The sequence below is a fragment of the Arhodomonas sp. AD133 genome (genome assembly GCF_051195215.1).
In the GTDB taxonomy this organism is placed as follows: domain Bacteria; phylum Pseudomonadota; class Gammaproteobacteria; order Nitrococcales; family Nitrococcaceae; genus Arhodomonas.
The window spans coordinates 1-20755 of sequence record NZ_JBNAZM010000027.1 but is presented as its reverse complement, the minus strand read 5'-3'; the positions used below and the strand labels follow the sequence as shown (position 1 = coordinate 20755).

General features: G+C 64.9%; 21 protein-coding genes and 2 tRNA genes. 9 read left to right on the top strand and 14 right to left on the bottom strand.

From position 1 onward, the window contains the following. Positions 1–17: 17 nt before the first annotated feature. From flgG to ACPEES_RS14565, 7 genes are all read right to left on the bottom strand, one after another. A complete protein-coding gene (gene flgG / locus ACPEES_RS14595; RefSeq protein WP_435104254.1) occupies positions 18–803 on the bottom strand; it encodes a flagellar basal-body rod protein FlgG in 786 nt (261 codons plus the stop codon). A 97-nt stretch (positions 804–900) separates the two neighbouring features. Then, positions 901–1644, bottom strand: coding sequence for a flagellar basal-body rod protein FlgF (gene flgF / locus ACPEES_RS14590; protein WP_435104253.1), 744 nt, complete (start codon positions 1642–1644; stop codon positions 901–903). A gap of 26 nt (positions 1645–1670) precedes the next feature. Then, positions 1671–2888: a flagellar hook protein FlgE gene (flgE, locus tag ACPEES_RS14585; protein WP_435104252.1), complete on the bottom strand. Its 1218-nt coding sequence runs from the start codon at positions 2886–2888 to the stop codon at positions 1671–1673. A 15-nt stretch (positions 2889–2903) separates the two neighbouring features. Beyond that, positions 2904–3581: a flagellar hook assembly protein FlgD gene (locus ACPEES_RS14580; RefSeq protein ID WP_435104251.1), complete on the bottom strand. Its 678-nt coding sequence runs from the start codon at positions 3579–3581 to the stop codon at positions 2904–2906. A 21-nt stretch (positions 3582–3602) separates the two neighbouring features. Beyond that, entirely contained in the window at positions 3603–4028 is a 426-nt protein-coding gene (flgC, locus tag ACPEES_RS14575) for a flagellar basal body rod protein FlgC (RefSeq protein WP_435104250.1), read from the bottom strand. A gap of 2 nt (positions 4029–4030) precedes the next feature. Next, entirely contained in the window at positions 4031–4432 is a 402-nt protein-coding gene (gene flgB / locus ACPEES_RS14570; protein ID WP_435104249.1) for a flagellar basal body rod protein FlgB, read from the bottom strand. Positions 4433–4587: 155 nt separating this feature from the next. Further along, the gene (locus ACPEES_RS14565; protein ID WP_435104247.1) at positions 4588–5427 is read right to left on the bottom strand and encodes a CheR family methyltransferase; all 840 of its coding nucleotides are present in this window, start codon (positions 5425–5427) and stop codon (positions 4588–4590) included. A 228-nt stretch (positions 5428–5655) separates the two neighbouring features. Between ACPEES_RS14565 and flgA the strand changes: the two genes are divergently transcribed. The 5 genes from flgA to ACPEES_RS14540 all read left to right on the top strand — a co-directional run bounded on the left by flgA (position 5656) and on the right by ACPEES_RS14540 (position 9536). Then, the gene (flgA, locus tag ACPEES_RS14560; RefSeq protein WP_435104246.1) at positions 5656–6351 is read left to right on the top strand and encodes a flagellar basal body P-ring formation chaperone FlgA; all 696 of its coding nucleotides are present in this window, start codon (positions 5656–5658) and stop codon (positions 6349–6351) included. A gap of 123 nt (positions 6352–6474) precedes the next feature. Next, positions 6475–6789, top strand: a complete 315-nt coding sequence (gene flgM, locus ACPEES_RS14555; protein ID WP_435104245.1) for a flagellar biosynthesis anti-sigma factor FlgM — start codon at positions 6475–6477, stop codon at positions 6787–6789. Then, positions 6782–7186, top strand: a complete 405-nt coding sequence (locus ACPEES_RS14550) for a hypothetical protein (protein WP_435104244.1) — start codon at positions 6782–6784, stop codon at positions 7184–7186. Before flgM ends, ACPEES_RS14550 begins: the two co-directional genes overlap by 8 nt. Positions 7187–7236: 50 nt before the next feature. Beyond that, complete coding sequence (locus ACPEES_RS14545) at positions 7237–7935, top strand: flagellar brake protein (protein WP_435104243.1); 699 nt, start codon at positions 7237–7239, stop codon at positions 7933–7935. 521 nt (positions 7936–8456) lie between these two features. Then, complete coding sequence (locus ACPEES_RS14540; protein ID WP_435104242.1) at positions 8457–9536, top strand: hypothetical protein; 1080 nt, start codon at positions 8457–8459, stop codon at positions 9534–9536. A 226-nt stretch (positions 9537–9762) separates the two neighbouring features. Here ACPEES_RS14540 and ACPEES_RS14535 read toward each other — a convergent pair. From ACPEES_RS14535 to cydP, 6 genes are all read right to left on the bottom strand, one after another. Further along, a tRNA-Ala gene (locus ACPEES_RS14535) sits at positions 9763–9838 on the bottom strand. 45 nt (positions 9839–9883) lie between these two features. After that, on the bottom strand, positions 9884–11308 hold the full coding sequence (gltX, locus tag ACPEES_RS14530) for a glutamate--tRNA ligase (protein WP_435104241.1): 1425 nt from the start codon (positions 11306–11308) through the stop codon (positions 9884–9886). Positions 11309–11646: 338 nt separating this feature from the next. Beyond that, positions 11647–11802 (bottom strand): cytochrome bd-I oxidase subunit CydX, encoded by a 156-nt coding sequence (cydX, locus tag ACPEES_RS14525; protein ID WP_435104240.1) that lies wholly within the window; start codon positions 11800–11802, stop codon positions 11647–11649. A 12-nt stretch (positions 11803–11814) separates the two neighbouring features. After that, the gene (gene cydB / locus ACPEES_RS14520) at positions 11815–12951 is read right to left on the bottom strand and encodes a cytochrome d ubiquinol oxidase subunit II (RefSeq protein WP_435104239.1); all 1137 of its coding nucleotides are present in this window, start codon (positions 12949–12951) and stop codon (positions 11815–11817) included. A 1-nt stretch (position 12952) separates the two neighbouring features. Then, on the bottom strand, positions 12953–14530 hold the full coding sequence (locus tag ACPEES_RS14515) for a cytochrome ubiquinol oxidase subunit I (protein WP_435104238.1): 1578 nt from the start codon (positions 14528–14530) through the stop codon (positions 12953–12955). Beyond that, positions 14520–14732, bottom strand: a complete 213-nt coding sequence (gene cydP / locus ACPEES_RS14510) for a cytochrome oxidase putative small subunit CydP (protein WP_435104237.1) — start codon at positions 14730–14732, stop codon at positions 14520–14522. Before cydP ends, ACPEES_RS14515 begins: the two co-directional genes overlap by 11 nt. 161 nt (positions 14733–14893) lie before the next feature. On the opposite strand from cydP, the gene ACPEES_RS14505 reads away from it, so the two are divergent. The 4 genes from ACPEES_RS14505 to ACPEES_RS14490 all read left to right on the top strand — a co-directional run bounded on the left by ACPEES_RS14505 (position 14894) and on the right by ACPEES_RS14490 (position 19412). Further along, the gene (locus ACPEES_RS14505; RefSeq protein ID WP_435104236.1) at positions 14894–15760 is read left to right on the top strand and encodes an MBL fold metallo-hydrolase; all 867 of its coding nucleotides are present in this window, start codon (positions 14894–14896) and stop codon (positions 15758–15760) included. 32 nt (positions 15761–15792) lie between these two features. Further along, a complete protein-coding gene (locus tag ACPEES_RS14500) occupies positions 15793–17529 on the top strand; it encodes a TIGR01244 family sulfur transferase (protein ID WP_435104235.1) in 1737 nt (578 codons plus the stop codon). 14 nt (positions 17530–17543) lie between these two features. Beyond that, entirely contained in the window at positions 17544–19322 is a 1779-nt protein-coding gene (locus tag ACPEES_RS14495; RefSeq protein ID WP_435104234.1) for a SulP family inorganic anion transporter, read from the top strand. Positions 19323–19337: 15 nt separating this feature from the next. Beyond that, positions 19338–19412: transfer RNA gene (locus tag ACPEES_RS14490), tRNA-Val, on the top strand. Positions 19413–19614: 202 nt separating this feature from the next. Here ACPEES_RS14490 and ACPEES_RS14485 read toward each other — a convergent pair. Further along, positions 19615–19950, bottom strand: coding sequence for a hypothetical protein (locus ACPEES_RS14485; protein WP_435104233.1), 336 nt, complete (start codon positions 19948–19950; stop codon positions 19615–19617). Positions 19951–20755: the final 805 nt, after the last annotated feature.

Genomic DNA, 20755 nt, shown 5'->3' with positions numbered 1-20755 from the left:
CTGGCAACGGCGCGGAATCAGATGTTGTTGGTCATGTACTGGAGCATGCTGTCGGTGGTCGAGATCGCCCGCGTATTGGTCTCGAACGCGCGCTGGGTCTCGATCATGTTCACCAGCTCCTCGGCGATGTTGACGTTGGAGCTCTCCAGCGCCCCCTGCTGAAGCGTGCCCAGACCGTTGAGCCCTGCGGTGCCGTTCTGGGGTGCACCGCTGGCGCCGGTTTCCACGTACAGGTTCTGCCCCACGGGCTTGAGACCCGCGGGATTGACGAACCCGGCGAGCTCCAGCGTGCCCACCTGCACGGCATTGGGCTGACCGGCGGTCTTCACCGACACGGTGCCGTCGGCGCCGATGGTCACGCTCTCGGCGTTCTGCGGGATGTTGATGTTGGGAACCACGCCCAGGCCGTTCTTGGTGACGAGCTGCCCCTGGTTGTCCACCTGGAACGAGCCATCGCGGGTATACGCGATGTTGCCGTCGGGCTGGAGAACCTGGAAGAAACCGGAGCCGTTGATCGCCACGTCCAGGGCGTTGCCGGTCTGCTGGATATTGCCCTGGGTGTGCATCTTCTCGGAGGCGGCGACGCGCACACCCGTGCCCACCATCAGGCCCGAGGGGAGCTGGGTGTCCTGCGACGTCTGACCACCGGCCTGGCGGACGGTCTGGTAGACCAGATCCTCGAACTTGGCCCGGTCCTGCTTGAACGCCGTGGTATTGACGTTGGCCAGGTTGTTGGAAACAACGGACATGCGCGTCTGCTGCGCGTCCATACCGGTCTTGGCGACCCAGAGTGCCGGATTCATCTCGGTATCCTCCTGCGCGTGCACCGGTGTCGCGGCGGCGACCACCCGGCTTCGCGGTTACTGTTCCACCCGCTACGAAGCAATTCGTGTGCCGACATCAGCCACCGCTTCGCAGCAACCGCTGGCCGGCTTCGTCGGTCTGGCGCGCGGTATCGATCATCTTGATGTACGTCTCGAAGCGCCGGGCGTGGTCGATCATCTCCACCAGCGAATCCACGGCGCTGACGTTGCTCGACTCCAGCGCCCCGGAAGTGACCTTCACACCCGCGTCCGCGGGCGCCGTCTCGCCGTCGGCGAGCCGGAAAAGACCGTCCTCGCCCTTGCTCAGGGATTCCGGTGGCGGATTGACGAGCTTGATGCGATCGACGGTGACCATGGCGTTGGCACCCTGGCCCTTGGGCACGACGCTCACCGTGCCGTCGGCACCGATCTCGATCTTCTCGGCGGGCGGCACTGCCACCGGACCGCCATTGCCCATCAGCAGGTGACCGTCACCGGTTTCCAGCAGCCCGCCCTCGGTGATCCGGAGATCACCACGCCGGGTGTAGGCCTCGGTGCCGTCGCTCGCCTGCACCGCGAGCCAGCCCTCGCCGCTGACGGCGACATCGAGCTCGCGCCCGGTGGTGGTAAGCGCGCCCTGACTGAAATCGCTGCCGGTACGCACCTCCTCGCCGTAGACGCGGCTCGGACGCACCGGCCCCTCCACCTCGCGGCTGACGAGCGCCTCCAGATCGGCGCGGAAACCGGGCGTGTTCGCGTTCGCCAGGTTGTGACTCGTCGTTCGCTGCTGTTCCAGGGCGTACTTCGCCCCGGTCATCGCGAGATAGGCCAGACGGTCCATGAATCTATCCTCCGACGGCTGTCCCGCTAACGGATATTGAGAATCTCCTGGGTGACCTCGTTCTGGGTGGAGATCATCTGGGAGTTGGCCTGGTAGTTGCGCTGCGCGGTGATCATCTGCACGAGCTGCTCGGTGAGATCCACGTTGGACTGCTCCAGCGCCCCGGGCTCGATGGACCCCGTGCCCGAACTCCCCGGTGCGGCGAAGACCGGCACGCCGGACTGGAACGTCTCCACCCAGCTCGTATCACCGACCTGCTGAAGATTGGAGGGGCTCGGAAAGCGCGCGAGCGCCACCTGCCCCAGCGCCTCGGTCTGCCCGTTGGTGAACCGCGCCACGATGCGGCCATCGGATTCGACGCCGAGGCCGGTGAACTGGCCGGCGGGGAAGCCGTCCTGGCGCAATTGCTTGACTTCGAAGGGCGAGCCGAACTGCGTGAGCGCGGAGAGGTCCTGCTCTATGGTGAGATCCTCCACGCCGCCGCCCAGGGTCGCGTTGATCGTGTTGATCGTGCTGCCGGCGGTATCCAGGGTGCCGTCGTTCGCGAACGTGAGGCTGGCGGCATTCTGGGTGACCGGCCCGCCGTCGGCCTCGATGGAGAGCTGGACGTCCCAGGTGTTGTCACCGGTCTTGACGAAGTAATAGGTGCCCAGATGCGCCCCGCCCTGGGAATCGTAGACCGTGGTCGAGGTCGAGAAGTTGTAGCTGTCGGGATCGTCCGGGGCGAAGGTGCCCACCGGCGGCGTCTCGGCGTCGGCATCGAGATTCGCCGAGAGACTCAGCTCGCTGCTCGGCTGCGGCGCCACGTTGCCGATATTGACCTGCAGCTCGCCCTGCTCGCCGGTGATCTGGCCGTCGTCGTCCGCCAGGTTACCGGTCAGCCGCCGGCCATTGGCGTCGACGATGTAGCCGTTCTTGTCCAGGTTGAACGCGCCGTTGCGGGTATACTGCATCTCCCCGCCGTCGCTCACACGGAAAAAGCCGTTACCGTTGATGGCGAGATCCAGGCTGTTGCCCGTGAAGTTGAACTGCCCCTGGGTGAACTGCTGCGAGGTGTTCGCCAGACGCACACCCTGGCCGACGGCGTTCTTGGACACACCCAGGCTGCTCGAGGCGAATATATCGGCGAACTCCGCCCGCGAGCCCTTGAACCCGGTAGTCTGGCTGTTGGCGACGTTGTTGCCGGTGACGTCGAGATCCGAGGCCGCGGCCTTGAGACCGGTGAGAGCGGTTTCGAAGGACATGTCATCCCCCTCCTGTCATTGAACCTTGCGTACATCGGTGAGCGAGATGTCACCGAGCCCGTCCACCGTCAGCTGCGGCGGCTTGCCGTTGCCCGCCAGAGCCACGCTCGTGACCTCGCCGGCGATGCGTATCGGATGCGTCACCACACCGTCGTCGGTGTCGGTCTCGGCCACCAGCTCGTAGGTGCCGCTTGGCAGGCGCTCGCCCTCGGCATCGTGCCCGTCCCAGGAGAAATCCACGTCCCCGGCACTGCGCTCGCCGAGCGGCACCTCGGCGACCCGCTGCCCGCTGCCATCGATGACGGCGACCGTCAGATTTCCGACGTTACCGTCGAGCTGAATGGATCCTTCCAGCGAGCCTTGTTCCGGCAGATGACCGGTATTGCTCTCCACGGTCACCTTGCGACCCACCAGGCTTGCGGCTTCCAGCGCCTGGTTGCCGGTCATCGACGACTGGAACTCCTGGAACGACTGCGACAGCTCCTGGATACCCGAGGCCGAGGAGAACTGCGCCATCTGCGCCATGAACTCGCCGTTCTCCATGGGTTTCATCGGATCCTGGTTCTGAAGCTGCGTGGTCATCAGCTCGAGGAAATCGGACTGGCCGAGCTGGGTGCGGTCCTTCTCGCTCTGTGTCGCGTTACGGTTCTCGCTACCGCCGGTGCCCGTCGCGCCGGTAATATTCACCATCATTGCCTCCTGCGCCCTGGGGCCCTAGCGCCCGATCCGCAGCGTCTGCAGCATCAGATCGCGCGATGTCGACATCACCTCGACGCTGTTCTGGTAAGAACGCGAGGCCGAGATCATGTTCACCATCTCCTCGACGGGATTGACGTTGGAGCGGTAGACATAGCCGTTCTCGTCGGCGAGCGGACTGTTCGGCTGATGCAGCGCCTGCACCGGCGCGTCGGTCTCCACGACGCCTCGCACCCCCACCTCCACGCCGTTCGAGGTCTCCGCCTGGCCGGCCTGTGCCTGCTGCAGCTTCGCCGCGAACACCGGATGCCTGGCGCGATAGGCTTCCTCGGGACTGCTGGCGGTCGTCTCCGCGTTCGCCAGATTGCTGGCGGTCAGATTGAGACGAAGCGACTGGGCGCTCATGGCCGAGCCCGCCACGTCGAATACGTTATACAGCGCCATGATCACTCTCCCTTGAGCGCACCGATGATGCCTTGAATGCGGGATCCGAGAAGGTTGACGGCAGCCTGGTACTGGACGGACGTCTCGGCAAAACGCGTCTGCTCGCGGTGCACCTCGACCGTATTGCCGTCGAGCGACGGGTTGGCGGGCACACGATACTGAACGCGTTGCTCACCACCACCACGACCATCACCGGCGGCGGGGATGTGCCGCGCATTGGTGGTCGCCAGGGACGCGCGGTCGCTGCCGGCGCCAGCGAGTGCCGCCCGGAAGTCGATGTCCCGCGCCTTGTATTCGGGCGTATCGGCGTTGGCGATGTTCTCGCCGATGAGCTGAACCCGCTGCGACTGCAGCTTCAACGCCGCCGCCGGCACACCGAAGACCTTGTCCAGTGACACGCTCATATCCGGTCACCTCATAACTGAACGATGCCGGTAGCTGCTTTGCAATCAGCGTGCCAACGATCTGGCGATCAACATCTCAGCGAGGGACCGGACCGCAGCAGGAAGGAAGGAGCGGCCGGGGGTGCCGCCCGTCGCCGGGCGGTGCCAGCACACAATCAGCCCGAGCGCTTGCGGTAGACCACACCCGGGCGGCAGCGCACCATCTCGAACTCGGTCAGCTCCCGGGGCAGGGACTCCGAGGCACCGACCATGAGATAACCACCCGGTTCCATGGCCTGACCCATGCGCCGGAGGATGTCGGCACGGCAATCGAGCGAGAAGTAGATCAGCACGTTGCGGCAGAGGATGAGGTCGAACCGCCCCAGCAACGCGAAACTCTCCAACAGGTTGTGCTGGCGAAAGCTCGCCCGCCGCGCCACCTCGGGACGGACGCGCCACGTTTCACGATCGACGGCGTCGAAAAACCGACGCTGCTGCTCATCGTTCAACCCTCTGCGGATCTCGCTGGCGCCGTACTCCGCGGCCGTCGCACGGGCGACCATCTGGGGGGATATGTCCGTCCCGACAATGCGGGCGTCAAGATTTCGTCCCTGGGCACGATACGCCTCGAGTGTCATGGCCACGGAGTAAGCTTCCTGGCCGGACGAGCAGGCCGCGGACCAGATCCGGACCTGGCGTTTGCCCTGGTGTTCGAACTCCGGGAAGAGTTGGTCGGAGAGAATCCTGAAGGGGTAGATGTCACGAAACCACTGCGTCTCGTTGGTCGTCATCGCATCGATGACTTCCGCACGCAGCCGTTGCCCGCCGGCGGATTGCAGCCGGCGCACGAGATCCCCCAGATCCGCCATGCCATGATGGCGCATCAGTGGACTCAAGCGGCTGGCGACGAGGTACTGCTTGTTGTCGCCCAGCACGATTCCGCAGCTCTCTTCGAGAAAGCGGCGGAAGACCTCGTAGTCCGCAACGTCGATTCCTTTTTGAGCCTGCAGGGCCACGCCCAGCCTCCTCGCTGCTCGTCACCAGTGTCTGCGAATCCGCTTTGCCAGGCACCCGTGCCTGACGGATGAAACGGACGCTCGCTTACAAGGGTAACGGCAAATTCGCGCCAAGCTTAACCGTGCCCGCCGAGCGGTAACGTCCGTCGGAAACCAGCCGGCTACCACCACAATGTGGAACGGATTCTGCAAGAGTCGCCGGCAAACACGTCGGCAGGACATGATCGCATGTACCGCATCGCAATCGGTTGTTTGCTGCTGGTGATCGCGAGCGGATCGGTGGCAGCGCAGAAGCGGCAGTCACTGGATGCCATCCGCGACCGCGTCGAGCGCTTCGTATCGGAGCTGGATGCCGGCCGAGGCCGGCTCGAGCGCGTGGAGGTCGACCGCCTCGACCAGCGCCTGCGACTGGCCGCCTGCGGCCAGCCGCTCACCGCAGAGCTGCCTAACGGGCGCGCGGACGCCGAGCGGCTGGTCGTACGCGTGCGCTGCCCCGGCCCGGAACCATGGAAAGTCTACGTACCGACGCGAGTGGTACGCAGCGTCGAGGTGATCGTAACGCGCCGGCCCCTGCCCCGGGGCTCGGCGATCGCGGCCGACGACCTGCAACGGGCCCGCCGGGAGAGCGGCGCTCTGCGGGGACAGTACTACACTGATCGCGAGGATCTCGTGGGACTTCAAACCAATCGCGCGCTCGCGGCGGACACCGTCGTCACCGCCCGCCATCTCACCCGTCCCACCCTGATACGCCGGGGCGACGAGCTGCTGCTGGAGGCACGTAACCAGACGGTGCGGGTCAGCATGAAGGCTCGGGCACTGGAGAACGGCACCCGGGGGGAGCGCATCCGGGTACGCAACCTCTCGTCACGGCGCGAATTGCAGGCCGAGGTCGTGGGCCGGGGACGTGCGGTGGTCCAATTCTGACCAGCGGTAGTACATCTGCTAAAGTTTCGCGATCGCTGGCCGATAGGCCGATCAAGGGTGACGAGGGAACGACCCGTTCCGCCTGGCGGGGCGGTCACGAGAGCAACCGACGGAGCAGGGAACATGAGCAATCCGATCGACAACGGCCCACGCGTCAACGGTAACGCCGTCGCGGGAAGCAAGGCGAACAGGTCCGGAGAGCCGGAGCGTGGGGAATCGCAGCCGACTCGCAATGACACGGCGGCACGCGGCGCCGACGCCTCGAGCCAGTCGGAACGGCTCACCGCCGTGCGCGAAGCGATCGACAAGACGCCGGAGGTCGATCAGGCACGCGTGGACGAGCTTCGCGAGCGCATCACCAAGGGTGAATACCCGCTGGACCCGAACCGCATCGCCGATCGGTTCGCCGAATTCGAGAGCCTGCTCGGCGATGAATGACGGCGCTGCCGCCAGCGAACGTCTGCGCGAGGCCCGCGAGCTGACCCGGGCCCTTGCTGACGCGCTCGAGCGCGAGCGCGCGCTTATCGCGGCGCACGGCGCTCCCGAGGCGTTCGAGACTTTGGCCGAGGAGAAGCTCGGCCTGCTCGGACGACTCGAAGCGCTCGGCCCCTGGGACCGCGGGGCCGGCGACGACTCACGGGAATGGGCAGCGCTGCGCGCCTCGCTCGAAGACCTCCATCGCCTCAACGAGCGCAACGGTATCGCGATCGCGCGGGTGCTCGGTGCGCTGCGTGACGAGCTCGCGCTGCTCACCGGCCAGGACCGTAGCGCCGAGACGTATCAGCCCGGTGGCGCGCAGTCGGGTTCCGGCGGGAGAATGCACACGCGCGCGTGAGCCCTACACGGACAACGGCTCGGACGACAGAACAACGAAGCTCGCCAACAATGGACTACGAAAACGAGCCTGATTGCATCCGAAACCCCGGGCAACTCGTCAGCATCCTGCGGCGTCTCCACGAATCCCGCACATTACTGGACGTTCACCTGCCGGGCCGTGGCGTTCCCTATCGCAGTGCCATGCTCTACGTGGACGCGGACCGGCGTCTGATCACGCTGGACGAACTCCGCCCGGAGCGCGGGCACTGGCGCGTGGAACAGGGCACGGAGCTTCGCATCGTCAGCCGCACCTTCGGCGTGGACACCCGCTTTACGGTCACCGTCGAGGAGATCGGCCTCCAGGGCGGGATATATTACTACGTCGCCCCATTCCCCGAAGAGATCATCTATCACCAGCGCCGGCGCTTCGTGCGCGTGCCCGTTCCCGCGATGCGGCAGTCCGAATCGTGGCTGGAAGCCGGAGAGCGCCGCACCCAGTTCGAGCTCTACGATATCTCCGCCGGGGGCATCGGGGCGTACGTTCTCCACGGGACGGAGCCGGAAACCGGAAAGGTGTATACGTGCCACGTCGGGCTCAAGGACAGCGAAGCGCTGGAGGCGGAAGTGGAGGTCCGCCACTGCAGCTATGACCGCACCCGGCGGCGCACGCGCTTCGGCGCCCGCTTCATCAACTTCTCCGACGCCGACCGCTCCGGCCTGCAACGCCTGGTCCTCTCGCTACAGCGTGAGTTGCTGCGCAAGACCTGACATCAACCGGGCTGCTCCCTGACGCGCAGCGAGTGTTCGCGTGATTACGGACTGGACCGTTCACGATCTCCAAACGTGGCGATCACTTCGCGGTCAGCGTCTACAACGATTCAAACGCCGCCGCCAACGTAGCCGCAGCCGCGCGACAGTTCCATTCCGGGTTCATTACCAACCTTCTCGGGCGCCACCCTTAAAGCGTCTCGATTTGAACCTGTCAGCGCCTGCTCACCCGCACATAAATGGCATTTCGGCTAGCCAGACAATCCCAAACAACCGTCGTTGGGTCATAGCAGCCCAATGGCGAGCACCCACAACATAATAAAAGAAAGGCATAAAGATCACCTCATTGCCACTTCAAAAAATACTGAACCCTCCTTCACATATTGGCTTCACAAGGAAGCCCCCCATGAAGAATTTGTTGGCTTGCAACTTCAATTTTTTCGCATAACTGCAGGCATGCGCGAGCAATGCTCTCAGCGTTCGTGCGTAGGCATCGCAAATCGCCTTTACACACGGAAGCCGTGTCCTACCATTACCTTCAGCGGCCCGTCTTCACCAGCGACACCAGCTCCCCTACCAGTTTAGAGCTCTTACAAGCGACGAAGTCAGAATCGCTCCAGAAAGCAGAGGGCAACAAGATGATACGCACTATATCTTCTCTGGTCGTGGCTGCGACCTTGTTCTGCGTATACCCTCAAGCCACCTTCGCTCAAGGCGTTTTGGGCAACCCGGCCGCTGGCAGCGTCGTAAGTGGTATCGGCCTTGTCTCGGGTTGGAAGTGTGATGCCGAGCGAATAGAGGTCCGATTCGACGGCGGCACCCCGATTGAGGCGGCTTACGGCACATCACGCGATGATACTGCAGGGGTTTGTGGAGACAGCGACAACGGTTATGGGCTGTTGATCAACTACAACTTGCTTGGCGACGGCATGCACACGGTTCGAGTATTCGCCGACGGGGAGGAATTTGCCAACGCGAACTTCGAAGTCGTCACGTTGGGGACGAATTTTTTGCGGGATGCGAATGCGTCGATCGTATTGGAGGACTTTCCCGCCGAGAACACAGAAGTCACAATTGAATGGCAGCAAGGAATACAGAATTTTTCCATTTCCAATTTCAAAACGAACGCGAACAACCTGAACGGCACATATGAGCTCACCCGAATCTCCCTGCAAGACAGAACACAAGCTATAGCCGACACAGAACTCCAAGGGTTCAACGCTACCGGCGAAATGACCATTTCCGGAAACGAAATCACCCAGGTTATTACTGTTGATGCCGGAAACGGGCCCACTACCGTAGTAATTTCCGGGGAGTGCCAATTTACAGAGGTGGCATGGCGTTGCCTATCGACGGGAGGAACCGCAAGCCAACCGGTTGTAGTGGAATCGGGAACGAAAATAGTGACCTCATTACTGGCCAACACCCAGATTGGTTTGCTCAACGAGATCGACCATTGGCGAAAAGTCTCGTCCGTTTCACGGCTCAGTCATACGCGAACGCTTCGCAGTGAGGCCCAGCCAGCGGCAGAAGCGGCCATAGGCGTGCTCGGCAACGCTGCATATGAGCGGCTGCCCGGAGAACCCGGAAAGGTACGATAGCGCTTCGAGATTCTGTCTCAGTGACATGCGATACGGTGGGAGGTACGTACTGCCGGCTTTGCCGAGATTCGCCACCATAAACGAAACCAGGCCGCTGTGGCCGTTCTGCCAGAGCGCTATGTTGGCGACTGTCTAGAGCAGGTGAATGCGGCAACACGCACCGTCTATCCGCACGAAGCGCCAAGAACGAAAAAGGGTGCCTGATCAGGCACCCTTTTCCGGTATTTGGTGGAGCCAGGCGGGATCGAACCGCCGACCTCCTGCATGCCATGCAGGCGCTCTCCCAGCTGAGCTATGGCCCCGTTGTCTCGACGAGCGCGCAGTCTAGGCACGCCGCCCCGGGGCTGTCAAGCTTCGGAGGGCGGCGCGTTCTCCGCGATCCAGCGCTCGGCAGCCTCGATGCGGCGCAGCGTCGCCTCGCGGCCGAGCATCTCCAGGGTCTGGTCGATGGGCGGCGATACCGGGCCACCGGAGACGGCCACGCGAAGCGGCTGGGCGACTTTGCCGAGCTTGAGCTCCAGCGCCTCCCCGACCGCGGTGACAACGCCGTGTATGGCCTCTGCATGCCACGCCTCGAGCGCCCCCAGGTCCTCCCGCAGCCGGGCCAGCACAGGCGCCGCAGCGGCCTTGAGATTCTTGCGCGCGGCCTTTTCGTCGTAATCCGCCGGCTCGCGGAAGAAGAACAGGCTGTTCTCCGCCATTTCGCGCAATGTCTTCGTCCGCTCCGCCTGCGCGCGCACCAGCGCTTCCAGAGGGGGACCCGCGGCAGCGTCGACACCGAGCTCACCGAGGTGCCAGGCCAGGTATCGGCCCACGTGGGCCGGCTCCAGCGTCTTCATGTAGTGCTGGTTGAGCCACTGGAGCTTGGAGAGATTGAGACTCGACGCCGACTGATTGATATCGTCGATGTCGAAGCGCTCGATGAGCTCGTCCGGCGTGAAGATCTCCTGATCCCCGTACGACCAGCCCAACCGCGCCAGGTAATTGACGACCGCCTCGGGCATATAGCCCTGGTCGCGGAAATCCATCACGCTCGCCGCACCGCTGCGCTTGGAGAGCTTCTTGCCCTGCTCGTCCAGGATCATGGGCACGTGCGCGTATACCGGCGGCTCGACGTCCAGTGCCTTGAGAATGTTCACCTGGCGCGCGGTGTTGTTCACGTGGTCGTCACCGCGGATGACATGGCTGATGCCCATATCCATGTCGTCCACCACGACCACGAAGTTGTACGTCGGCGAGCCGTCGGCGCGGGCGATGATGAGATCGTCGAGCTCGCGGTTGTTGAACGTGATCCGCCCCTTGACGCGATCGTCGATCACGGTCTCGCCTTCCAGCGGCGTCCTGAACCGCACTACCGGTGCGTCGGCCGCGTCCGCCGGCGGTGCGTCGAGATGCCGACACCGGCCGTCATAGCGCGGCTTCTCCTTGCGCGCCATCTGCTCCTCGCGCAGCGTCTCCAGCCGCTCCTTGGAGCAATAACAACGGTACGCCTTGCCTTCGTCGAGCAAGCGCTCGATGACGTCCTTGTACCGGTCGAAACGCTCGGTCTGATAGAAGGGGCCCTCGTCATAGTCGAGGCCGAGCCATGCCATGCCCTCGAGGATGGCGTTAATGGCCTCCGGGGTGGAACGTTCCCGGTCGGTATCCTCGATGCGAAGCACGAAGCGGCCGCCGTGGCGGCGCGCATAGAGCCAGGAGAACAGAGCCGTGCGCGCCCCTCCGATGTGGAGATAGCCGGTCGGACTGGGGGCGAAACGCGTCTTAACGGTCATTGTGAGTCCCTATCAGCGCCATTCGCGTGACCAGCGGGCAGCACCGCGATCCGACGGCATACCGCCGGCGCCACCGCCACCCGATGAATGCCCATGGGCGGCGCGGCGGCACCACGACCGCTACGAGCGCAGGAACCACCGAAGGCGGCCACCGCTTTCGGCTTCCAGCCGGAATACGCCCGGAACGCCCCGATCGATGCCGCGCGAGCCACCCGGGAGGCCGCCTACGACTCACGCCGACGAACGGGGTCGTTCAGGGCCTCCGCAAAGCGGCGGCCAGTATACACACAGACCTTGAACACCGACAGGCCGTGCCCCCCGGTACCCCGACAGCGACCTTACCGCGGCGGCTGCGAGTCGCCCCCGGGCGCGCCCTCGTCGTTCGGCTCGCCGCCGCCTTCCCCGTTGGTGAGGTGATGCTCGATCCACATCGCGTTGATGATGCCGAACGCACAGGCGAACAGGACGCCGAGAATCCAGGTGAAATACCACATCGCGAACGCTCCTCAATAAAGCGAGCTGCCGTGCTCTTCGACGTAAGCCGGCGTCACCCGGCCGCGCAGGACGCGGTACACCCAACTGGTGTAGGCGGCCACGATGGGCAGAAAGAACACGGTGACGACGGTCATCGTCAGTAACGTTCCCCGGCTGGAGGTGGCGTCCCAGAGCGTGAGTCCGAAACGCGGATGCGTGCTGGAGGGCATGAGGAAGGGAAACAGCGCCAGGCCGGCGGTGACGATGATGCCGGCCACTCCGAGCGCCGATGCCATGAACGCCGCTCCCGCCCGACCCCGCAGAGTGAGCAGCACCGCCAGCACCATTCCAGCGAACCCCGCCGCCGGGGCCGCCAGCATCCAGGAATGACGCGCGAAGTTCTCCAGCCATGCGCCGGCACGGGTGACGACCGTCTTGGTGGTGGGGTTCGACGGGCCGGCGGTATCCACGGTACTGGTGATGACATGTCCGTCCATGCCCCAGGCCACCCATACGCCGCCGAGCGCGAACATCACGACCGCGGTCAGCGCGGCGGCTACCAGCACCCAACGGGCGCGAGTCGCCACCTGCCCTTCGGTCTTGAGCGCCAGGTATGCGGCCCCGTGCATCAGCAGCATCGCCAGCGAGAGCACGCCGCAGAACAAACCGAACGGGTTGAGCAGTCCGATCAGCCCACCCTCGTAATACAGGCGCAGATCGGCGTCGAAGTGGAACGGGACTCCGAGCAGCAGATTGCCCACCGCCACTCCGAAGACGACGCTGGGCACCGCGCCGGAGACGAACAGCGCAGCGTCCCAGGTGGCACGCCAACGCCGGTCGCTGAGCTTGTTGCGGAAATCGAAGCCCACCGGGCGGAGAATCAGCGCGACCAGAACCAGCAGCATTGCGAAGTAAAAGCCCGAGAACGCCGCGGCGTAAAGCAGCGGAAAGGCCGCGAACGTCGCGCCACCGGCAGTAATGAGCCAGACCTGATTGCCGTCCCACACCGGCCCGATGCTGTTGATGGCCACGCGCCGCTGCGTATCGGTCCGGGCGACGAACGGCAGCTGCGCCGCCACGCCCAGGTCGAAGCCGTCCATCACGGCGAAGCCGACGACCAGCACCGCCATGAACGCCCACCAGATGAGTCTCAACAGCTCGTAATCCATGTCAGCTCTCCTGGGGTTCCAGATCTGCAGCGACGGACTCCGCGCCCGCGGGCGTGTTGTGCAGTGCGCGGTCGGGGCCCATGCGCGCATAGCGCACCATGAGGTAGGCGTCCACCACGGCCAGCACCGAGTAGAAGACGACGAAGCCGATCAGACTCGCCAGCACCATCCCCCCTGACACCGAGGACGCAGCGATATCGGTGGGAAGGATGCCCTCGATGGCCCACGGCTGCCGGCCGCCTTCCGCCGTATACCAGCCGAGCTCCGCGGCGAGCCACGGCAACGGCAGCGCATACACGGCCGTGCGCAGGAACCAGCGGTAGCGCTCGAAACGCTGGGTCGCGGACACGTAGAACGCGAACGCGAACAGCGCAATGAAGAAAAACCCGAGCGCGACCATGATCCGGAAGGTCCAGAACAACGCGGTGACCGGCGGAACGGTCAGCGACGCCGCCCGGGCGATATCCCTTTCACCCGCCTGCAGGGGATCGTCCATGAACGTCTTCAGCAGCAACGCGTGGCCCAGATCATCGCCGTGGGCCTCGAACCGCTCGCGGGCCGTGGCGTCGCCGGGCGCCTCACGCAGACGCTGCAATGCCTCGTAGGCGACCAGCCCCGAGCGCACGCGCTGCTCCGCGCCGGCGACGAGCTCGTTGATCCCGTGCACCTCTTCGTCGATGGAACGCGTCGCGATCAGGCCGAGCACGTACGGGATGTGCACCGCATAGTGCGTCTCCCGGGCCTCGGCATCCGGCAATCCCACCAGCGTGAAATCGGCGGGGGCGGGCTGCGTCTCCCACATCGCCTCCATGGCGGCGAGTTTCATCTGCTGGTGCTCGGTGGTCACGTAGCCGCTCTCGTCCCCCAGGACCACGACCGACAGTGACGACGCCAGGCCGAAGCTCGCGGCGACCGCGAAGCTGCGCCTGGCAAAGGCGCCATGACGATGCCGCAGCAGGTAAAAGGCGCTGATGGAGAGCACGAACATGGCGCCGGTGACATACCCGGCACTGACGGTATGAACGAACTTCGCCTGCGCGACGGGATTGAAGATCACCGCGAAGATGTCGGTCACCTCCATGCGCATGGTCTCGAAGTTGAAACGCGCCCCCACCGGATTCTGCATCCAGCCGTTGGCGATGAGGATCCACAGTGCGGAGAGATTCGAGCCGAGCGCCACCAGCCAGGTCACCGCCAGGTGCTGAAGACGGGAGATACGGTCCCAGCCGAAGATCATCAGCCCCACGAACGTGGACTCCAGGAAAAACGCCATCAGCCCCTCGATGGCGAGAGGGACGCCGAAGATATCGCCAACGTAGTGGGAGTAGTAGGCCCAGTTCGTTCCGAACTGGAACTCCATGGTGATGCCCGTGGCCACGCCCATGGCGAAATTGATGGCGAACAGCTTGCCCCAGAACTGGGTCATCTCCCGCCATATCCGGCGCCCCGTCATTACGTAGACGCTCTCCATGATGGCGAGGATGAACGACAGCCCGAGTGTCAGCGGGACGAACAGGAAGTGATACATGGCCGTCAGGCCGAACTGAATGCGCGATAGCACAACCGGGTCAAGCTCCATCGCCGGACTCCTCGATAACGGAACGATTCGGTGTGTCCGCGACCTCGGCGCCGACCAGGCGCTGTTCGAGGGTCTCGGGGGTGACGTCGGTGCGGTGCTCGTCACCGAAGAACAATGACCACAGCAGCGCCAGGCAAAGCAGCTTGAAGCCAAGCGTCGCCGCGATCTCCCGTGCGAGCCGTCTGTCCTGCCATCTGACCAAGCCGCCTACCTCCCGCTGACACGTAGCTCTGCGTGCCACCGTTGCGTTACCTGCCGGATGTGGCTGAAGCAGGGGCGCGGGGCACTGGACTTTTATGAATTTATCATATATAGATATAACCAAATGTTTCAATGCCACAACGCCGCTGGAGGTAGAGCGCCATGCAGCAACCCCAGGTCCAGGCCTTCTTCGACCCGGCCACGTTCACCGTCAGCTACGTCGTCAGCGACCCGCATACGCGGCAATGCGCGATCGTCGACTCGGTGCTCGACTATGATCCAAATGCCGGACGTACCAGCACGGCCAGCGCGGACGCGATCATCGAATACGTCCGCGCCAACGACCTGGCCGTGCACTGGGTGCTGGAAACACACGTCCATGCCGACCACCTCTCCGCTGCGCCCTATCTGGTCGAACACCTGGGCGGGCAACTCGGCATCGGCGAGCACATCGCCACCGTGCAGAACACCTTCGGCAAGCTCTTCAACGCCGGCACCGAATTCGCACGCGATGGCAGCCAGTTCCACCGGCTGTTCCACGATGGCGATACCTTCGAGGTGGGCAGTATCCCCGCGCGTGTGCTGCACACGCCGGGACATACCCCGGCCTGCTGCACCTACGTCATCGGCGACGCGGCATTCGTCGGCGACACGCTGTTCATGCCGGACTTCGGCACCGCCCGCGCGGACTTCCCCGGTGGCGACGCGCGAACGCTCTACCGCTCGATCCAGCGGGTGCTGTCGCTGCCGCCGCAGACACGGCTGTTCATGTGCCACGACTACAAGGCACCGGGGCGCGACGAATACCGCTGGGAGACCACCGTCGCCGAGGAACGCGCGCACAACGTCCACGTGCACGACGGCGTCGATGAAGACGCGTTCGTGGCGATGCGTACCAAGCGCGACGCCGGGCTCGCCATGCCGCGTCTGCTGCTGCCGTCGGTGCAGGTGAACATGCGTGCCGGCGATCTCCCGCCCCCGGAAGACAACGGCACCCGCTATCTCAAGATTCCGCTGAACGCCGTATAACGGCGACGCGTGCGATACCGAGGCGAAACACGATGAATACCGTCAAAGCACTGACGCCCTTCTACGCCGTCACCGACCAGCTCCAGCCCGGGGATATCGGTACGCTCGCCGCTGCCAGCTACCGGACGATCATCAACAACCGTCCGGACGGCGAAGCCGAGGATCAGCCAACGAGCGCCGACCTGGAAGCGGCCGCCCGACGCCACGGACTCGCCTACCATCATCTGCCGGTGCAGTCAGGGCGCATTACCGACGCGGACGTGGACGCATTCGCCGAGATCCTGGCGGGCGTGCGCGGCCCTGTGCTCGCCTTCTGCCGCACGGGCACACGCTCCACCACGCTCTGGGCGCTGCACGAGGCGCACCACCTCGCGCCGCAGGCAATCCTCGCCGCATGCAGTCAGGCGGGTTACGAGCTCGACGCGCTGCTGCCGCGCCTCGAGGCCAGATGGTCCAGGGCGGAACACGACGAGCGCACGCACCGGCGCGATACGCGACAGCGCTACGATGTGGCCATCGTCGGTGGCGGCGCGGGCGGATGCGCCGCCGCCGCCAGCCTCCTGGCGCGGCGCCGGGATCTACGGGTCGCGATCATCGAACCCCGGGAGGACCACTACTACCAGCCCGGCTGGACCCTGGTGGGCGGTGGTGTATTCGACCGCCGCCACACCCGGCGTGCCATGGCCGACGCAATCCCCGAAGGCGCGAAATGGATTCGCGCCGCGGTGGCCACATTCGACCCCGAACACGACCAGATCGTCCTGGAAGACGGAGAGCGCATCAGCTACCGAGTGCTCATCGCCGCGCCGGGTATCAAGCTGGAGTGGGACCGCATCGAAGGGCTGAGCGACACCCTCGGCCGCAATGGCGTCACCTCCAACTATCGCTTCGACATGGCGGCTTACACCTGGGAGCTGGTCCAGGGACTGACCCACGGCAAGGCCCTGTTCACCCAGCCGCCGATGCCGATCAAGTGCGCCGGCGCACCGCAGAAAGCGATGTATCTCGCGTGCGACCACTGGCGACGTCGCGGCGTGCTGGACAACGTCGACGTCGAGTTCGATACCGCCGGCGCAGTGCTCTTCGGCGTCTCCGCGTTCGTACCGCCGTTGATGCGCTACGTGGAGAGATACGGGGTCGATCTCGCGTTCAACAGCAACCTGGTCGCCGTCGACGGCCCGGCACGCAAGGCGTGGTTCGACGTCAAACAGGACGATCGCGAGAAGACCGTGGAGAAGTCCTTCGACATGCTCCACGTCTGCCCGCCGCAGGCGGCGCCCGATTTCGTCCGGCACAGCCCCCTCGCGAACGACGCCGGCTGGATCGAGGTGGACGCCGAGACTCTGCGCCACGCCCGCTACGGCAACGTGTTCGCGCTGGGCGACGCCTGCTCCGCGCCCAACGCCAAGACCGCGGCGGCGGTGCGCAAACAGGCGCCGGTGGTCGCGGAGAACACACTCGCCACGCTCGACGGCCACGGCCTGCGCGCCGTCTATGACGGTTACGGCTCCTGCCCGCTCACCGTCGAGCGCGGCCGCGTCGTGCTCGCCGAATTCGGCTACGGCGGCAAGCTGCTGCCCACCTTTCCCCTCGACCCGAGAGTGCCCCGTCGCTCCATGTGGTGGCTCAAGGAGCGCATGATGCCCCGCATCTACTTCGACCTGATGCTCCAGGGTCGCGAATGGCTCGCCAGGCCATCCCTGCTACCCTATGAGCCGGCCGCCCACGAGGCGAAAGCCGCCTGCGACTACACCGGCCAACGCCGTTGAGGGGTACCGTTTCGGTGAGCTTCAAGCAACTCGTGCGAGCCCTTCCGGCGGCAGCATGGCTGCCGGGCTATCGCCGCGACCAGGCCGCCGCGGACCTGGTCGCGGCGGTGATCGTCACCATCATGCTCATCCCGCAGAGCCTCGCCTACGCCATGCTGGCCGGCCTGCCGCCCGAGGTCGGCCTCTACGCGAGCATTCTGCCGCTGGTCGCCTACGCCCTGTTCGGCTCCAGCCGCACCCTCGCCGTCGGACCCGTGGCCGTGGTGTCCCTGCTCACGGCAACGGCGGTCAGCCGTGTCGCCGAGCCCGGCAGTGCCGAGTACATCGGCGCCGCCCTCGTACTCGCCGCGCTGTCGGGCGCGCTGCTGTTCGCCATGGGGGCGCTGCGGCTGGGCTGGATCGCCAACCTGCTCAGCCACCCGGTGGTTTCGGGATTCATCACCGCCTCGGGCATCCTGATCGCCGCGAGTCAGCTCAAGCACGTGCTCGGCATCGACCTTCAGGGGCACAACCTGCCGGCGTTGCTCGGCAGCCTCGCGCGGCAGCTGGATGCCATCAACCCGGAAACGGTCATGCTCGGCGTGGCCGCCATCGCCTTCCTGTTCTGGGTGCGCTCCCGGCTCCGTCCCCTGCTGGCGCGCACCGGTCTGCCGCCGTTCGCGGTCGAGGTCATCACCAAGGCGGGACCGGTGGTTGCCGTTGTGGTCACCACGCTCGCGGTGGCGGGGTTCGGGTTGAACGACGCGGGTGTGCGCATCGTCGGGGCCGTTCCCGGTGGCCTGCCCACGGTGAGCCTGCCGCCGTTCTCCCCTGCCCTGTGGCTGGAGCTCGCCCCCGCGGCCGCCATCATCAGCCTGATTGGGTTCGTGGAGTCGGTGTCGGTGGCCCAGACCCTGGCCGCCAAGCGCCGGCAGCGCGTTGACCCGAACAAGGAACTGCTCGGACTGGGGGCGGCCAACATCGCCGCCGCCTTCTCCGGCGGCTATCCGGTCACCGGCGGGTTCTCACGCTCGGTGGTGAACTTCGACGCCGGTGCCCGAACACCGCTCGCCGGCGTGTTCACGGCCATCGGCATCGCCCTGACCACCCTGCTGCTCACCCCGGCCTTCCACTACCTGCCCAAGGCGACCCTGGCGGCCACGATCATCGTCGCCGTGCTCTCGCTGGTGGATATCGGCGCGCTGCGCCGCGTCTGGCGCTATTCCAGGTGCGATTTCGCCGCCATGGCCACCACCATCGTCGTGGTCCTGGCCATCGGCGTGGAAACGGGCGTTCTCGCCGGAATCGGCGTGTCCATCGCGCTGTTCCTGTGGCGCACCGCCCGGCCGCACGTGGCCGTACTCGGCCGGGTGCCGGGCACCGAACACTTCCGCAACGTGGAACGCCACGAGGTCATCACCAGCGCATCGGTGCTCAGTGTGCGCGTGGACGAATCGCTGTATTTCGCGAACATCCGTTTCCTCGAAGACTACATCTACGACCGCGTCGTCACCGCTCCCGGCGTCACCGACGTGGTGCTGCTCTGCTCGGCGATCAACCAGATCGACGCAAGCGCCCTGGAAGGGCTCGAAGCGCTCAACCGCCGGCTCTCCGACGCCGGCGTCCGCCTCCACCTCTCCGAAGTGAAAGGCCCCGTGATGGACGCCCTCGAGCGTACGGACTTCCTCGCTCACCTCACCGGGGAAGTGTTCCTGACCCACTTCGAGGCACTGGCCCGCCTGGACCCGGAAGCCACGCCGCAGACCGCCGCGCCCAACCCCGTCCCGATTGACAACGAACGAGCCCGGCGGTAACCTTCGCATCGCGTTGGGCGGTTAGCTCAGCGGGAGAGCACTGCCTTCACACGGCAGGGGTCGCTGGTTCAAACCCAGCACCGCCCACCAATCGCATCAAGGGGTTAGGCCCGTCGGCCTGGCCCCTTTTTCGTTGCGCTGTGACTTTTTTGTGACTGCGCCCTCCTCGAGGGCGGGCACAGTGCGCCGCTGGCATCCCGTCTCGCCCTGGCAGGCCTGCTATCGAACATCTCTCTCCGGGCAGGCATGCCCTTCCGTACCACCTACGTGTGCTCTGGCAAATACCGTTCCATCAGGAAACCCTGCCGCGGGCATGATGCGCCTTCCAGAGCAAAGCCGGACGGCGCTGAACGAGTTGTAGCAGTTGTTCATCCAGGCCCAGCAAATCACCGCGCATCTCGCCGTGATCCAGAAGCCTATCCAGGAACTCCCGCTCAGCGTCAGCCAACGGCAACACCATGGACAACGCGTCCCGGCACTCGCCCGCCAACCGCCGCACGCAGTCGTCCGTAGCAGCCGCGCCACCCATCGCATCGGCAGAAAGAACCGGGATTAGCTGATAGCGAAGCTCACGAAGATCGGTGCGAACATCGTCCGCAGTCACCTGACGCCAGTCTCGGCGGTTCATGGCCCCGTATAGCACGAAATCATAGCGTCGGAGTGTCCACGACACCCGGGGAAGTCCAACTCAAAGGGTCAGATGTCCACGAGAAAGGGGCAACTCCAGTACCGTGACTAACTGAGCACGGTAGGTTCGGCCTTGCTGTCGGCTGCAGGGGGCAGCCGACCTTGCGTCGTCGGCCCTGGGCTGTCGGCTGCAGGGGGCAGCCGACCTTGCGTCGTCGGCCCTGGCGAAGGCCGAGAGCGTGACGGTAGCCGAAGGATGAACGGCGACAGTAGTAGCGAGGCACGAGCCATTACCGCATCTGGGTATTCAAATGCTCAGGTGACGGACCCAACCGCCATACCATACGAAAAGGCCGCCCCCGCCGCCAAGACGGGCATCCGGCCCGTCAGTGCTGAAGTGCTGCACGAATCCGCTTACACAACACAGTCCATTACCAATACTTCAATCCGAATCGGATCGTTCTCCAGAGTCGCAGGTCACACGGCGTTCAACCGTTGCGACGGCCGGATATCCTGGCCCTCGACTTTGCATTCAAAATTGTGCAACAGTTGGCAGAAATAGTGTGCAGAGCAGCCATCGCCTGACGGTCGCGGCAGTGTTTCGAGGAAGGCAAGTGCGCTACCCAACAGCCTTACACATTAGCTATAGGCGACGTTGGTGCTAGATGGAGGAGCGCGTATTAGGCGGACGATGTCCGTGTTTAAACGCGGACGTCGTCCGCCTAATACCTGTTGCACAAAGCCGCTGCGCGGCAGGAAGGAAGCTTTGACGTGATCGGCAATTGTTTGCCGATGGAGATGTTACA

What these genes read in the sequence shown, in the direction of transcription:
- flgG (WP_435104254.1), bottom strand. Translation starts at nt 803, where the DNA reads ATGAATCCGGCACTCTGGGTCGCCAAGACCGGTATGGACGCGCAGCAG.
- flgF (WP_435104253.1), bottom strand. Translation starts at nt 1,644, where the DNA reads ATGGACCGTCTGGCCTATCTCGCGATGACCGGGGCGAAGTACGCCCTG.
- flgE (WP_435104252.1), bottom strand. Translation starts at nt 2,888, where the DNA reads ATGTCCTTCGAAACCGCTCTCACCGGTCTCAAGGCCGCGGCCTCGGAT.
- ACPEES_RS14580 (WP_435104251.1), bottom strand. Translation starts at nt 3,581, where the DNA reads ATGATGGTGAATATTACCGGCGCGACGGGCACCGGCGGTAGCGAGAAC.
- flgC (WP_435104250.1), bottom strand. Translation starts at nt 4,028, where the DNA reads ATGGCGCTGTATAACGTATTCGACGTGGCGGGCTCGGCCATGAGCGCC.
- flgB (WP_435104249.1), bottom strand. Translation starts at nt 4,432, where the DNA reads ATGAGCGTGTCACTGGACAAGGTCTTCGGTGTGCCGGCGGCGGCGTTG.
- flgA (WP_435104246.1), top strand. Translation starts at nt 5,656, where the DNA reads ATGTACCGCATCGCAATCGGTTGTTTGCTGCTGGTGATCGCGAGCGGA.
- flgM (WP_435104245.1), top strand. Translation starts at nt 6,475, where the DNA reads ATGAGCAATCCGATCGACAACGGCCCACGCGTCAACGGTAACGCCGTC.
- ACPEES_RS14550 (WP_435104244.1), top strand. Translation starts at nt 6,782, where the DNA reads ATGAATGACGGCGCTGCCGCCAGCGAACGTCTGCGCGAGGCCCGCGAG.
- ACPEES_RS14545 (WP_435104243.1), top strand. Translation starts at nt 7,237, where the DNA reads ATGGACTACGAAAACGAGCCTGATTGCATCCGAAACCCCGGGCAACTC.
- gltX (WP_435104241.1), bottom strand. Translation starts at nt 11,308, where the DNA reads ATGACCGTTAAGACGCGTTTCGCCCCCAGTCCGACCGGCTATCTCCAC.
- cydX (WP_435104240.1), bottom strand. Translation starts at nt 11,802, where the DNA reads ATGTGGTATTTCACCTGGATTCTCGGCGTCCTGTTCGCCTGTGCGTTC.
- cydB (WP_435104239.1), bottom strand. Translation starts at nt 12,951, where the DNA reads ATGGATTACGAGCTGTTGAGACTCATCTGGTGGGCGTTCATGGCGGTG.
- ACPEES_RS14515 (WP_435104238.1), bottom strand. Translation starts at nt 14,530, where the DNA reads ATGGAGCTTGACCCGGTTGTGCTATCGCGCATTCAGTTCGGCCTGACG.
- ACPEES_RS14505 (WP_435104236.1), top strand. Translation starts at nt 14,894, where the DNA reads ATGCAGCAACCCCAGGTCCAGGCCTTCTTCGACCCGGCCACGTTCACC.
- ACPEES_RS14500 (WP_435104235.1), top strand. Translation starts at nt 15,793, where the DNA reads ATGAATACCGTCAAAGCACTGACGCCCTTCTACGCCGTCACCGACCAG.
- ACPEES_RS14485 (WP_435104233.1), bottom strand. Translation starts at nt 19,950, where the DNA reads ATGAACCGCCGAGACTGGCGTCAGGTGACTGCGGACGATGTTCGCACC.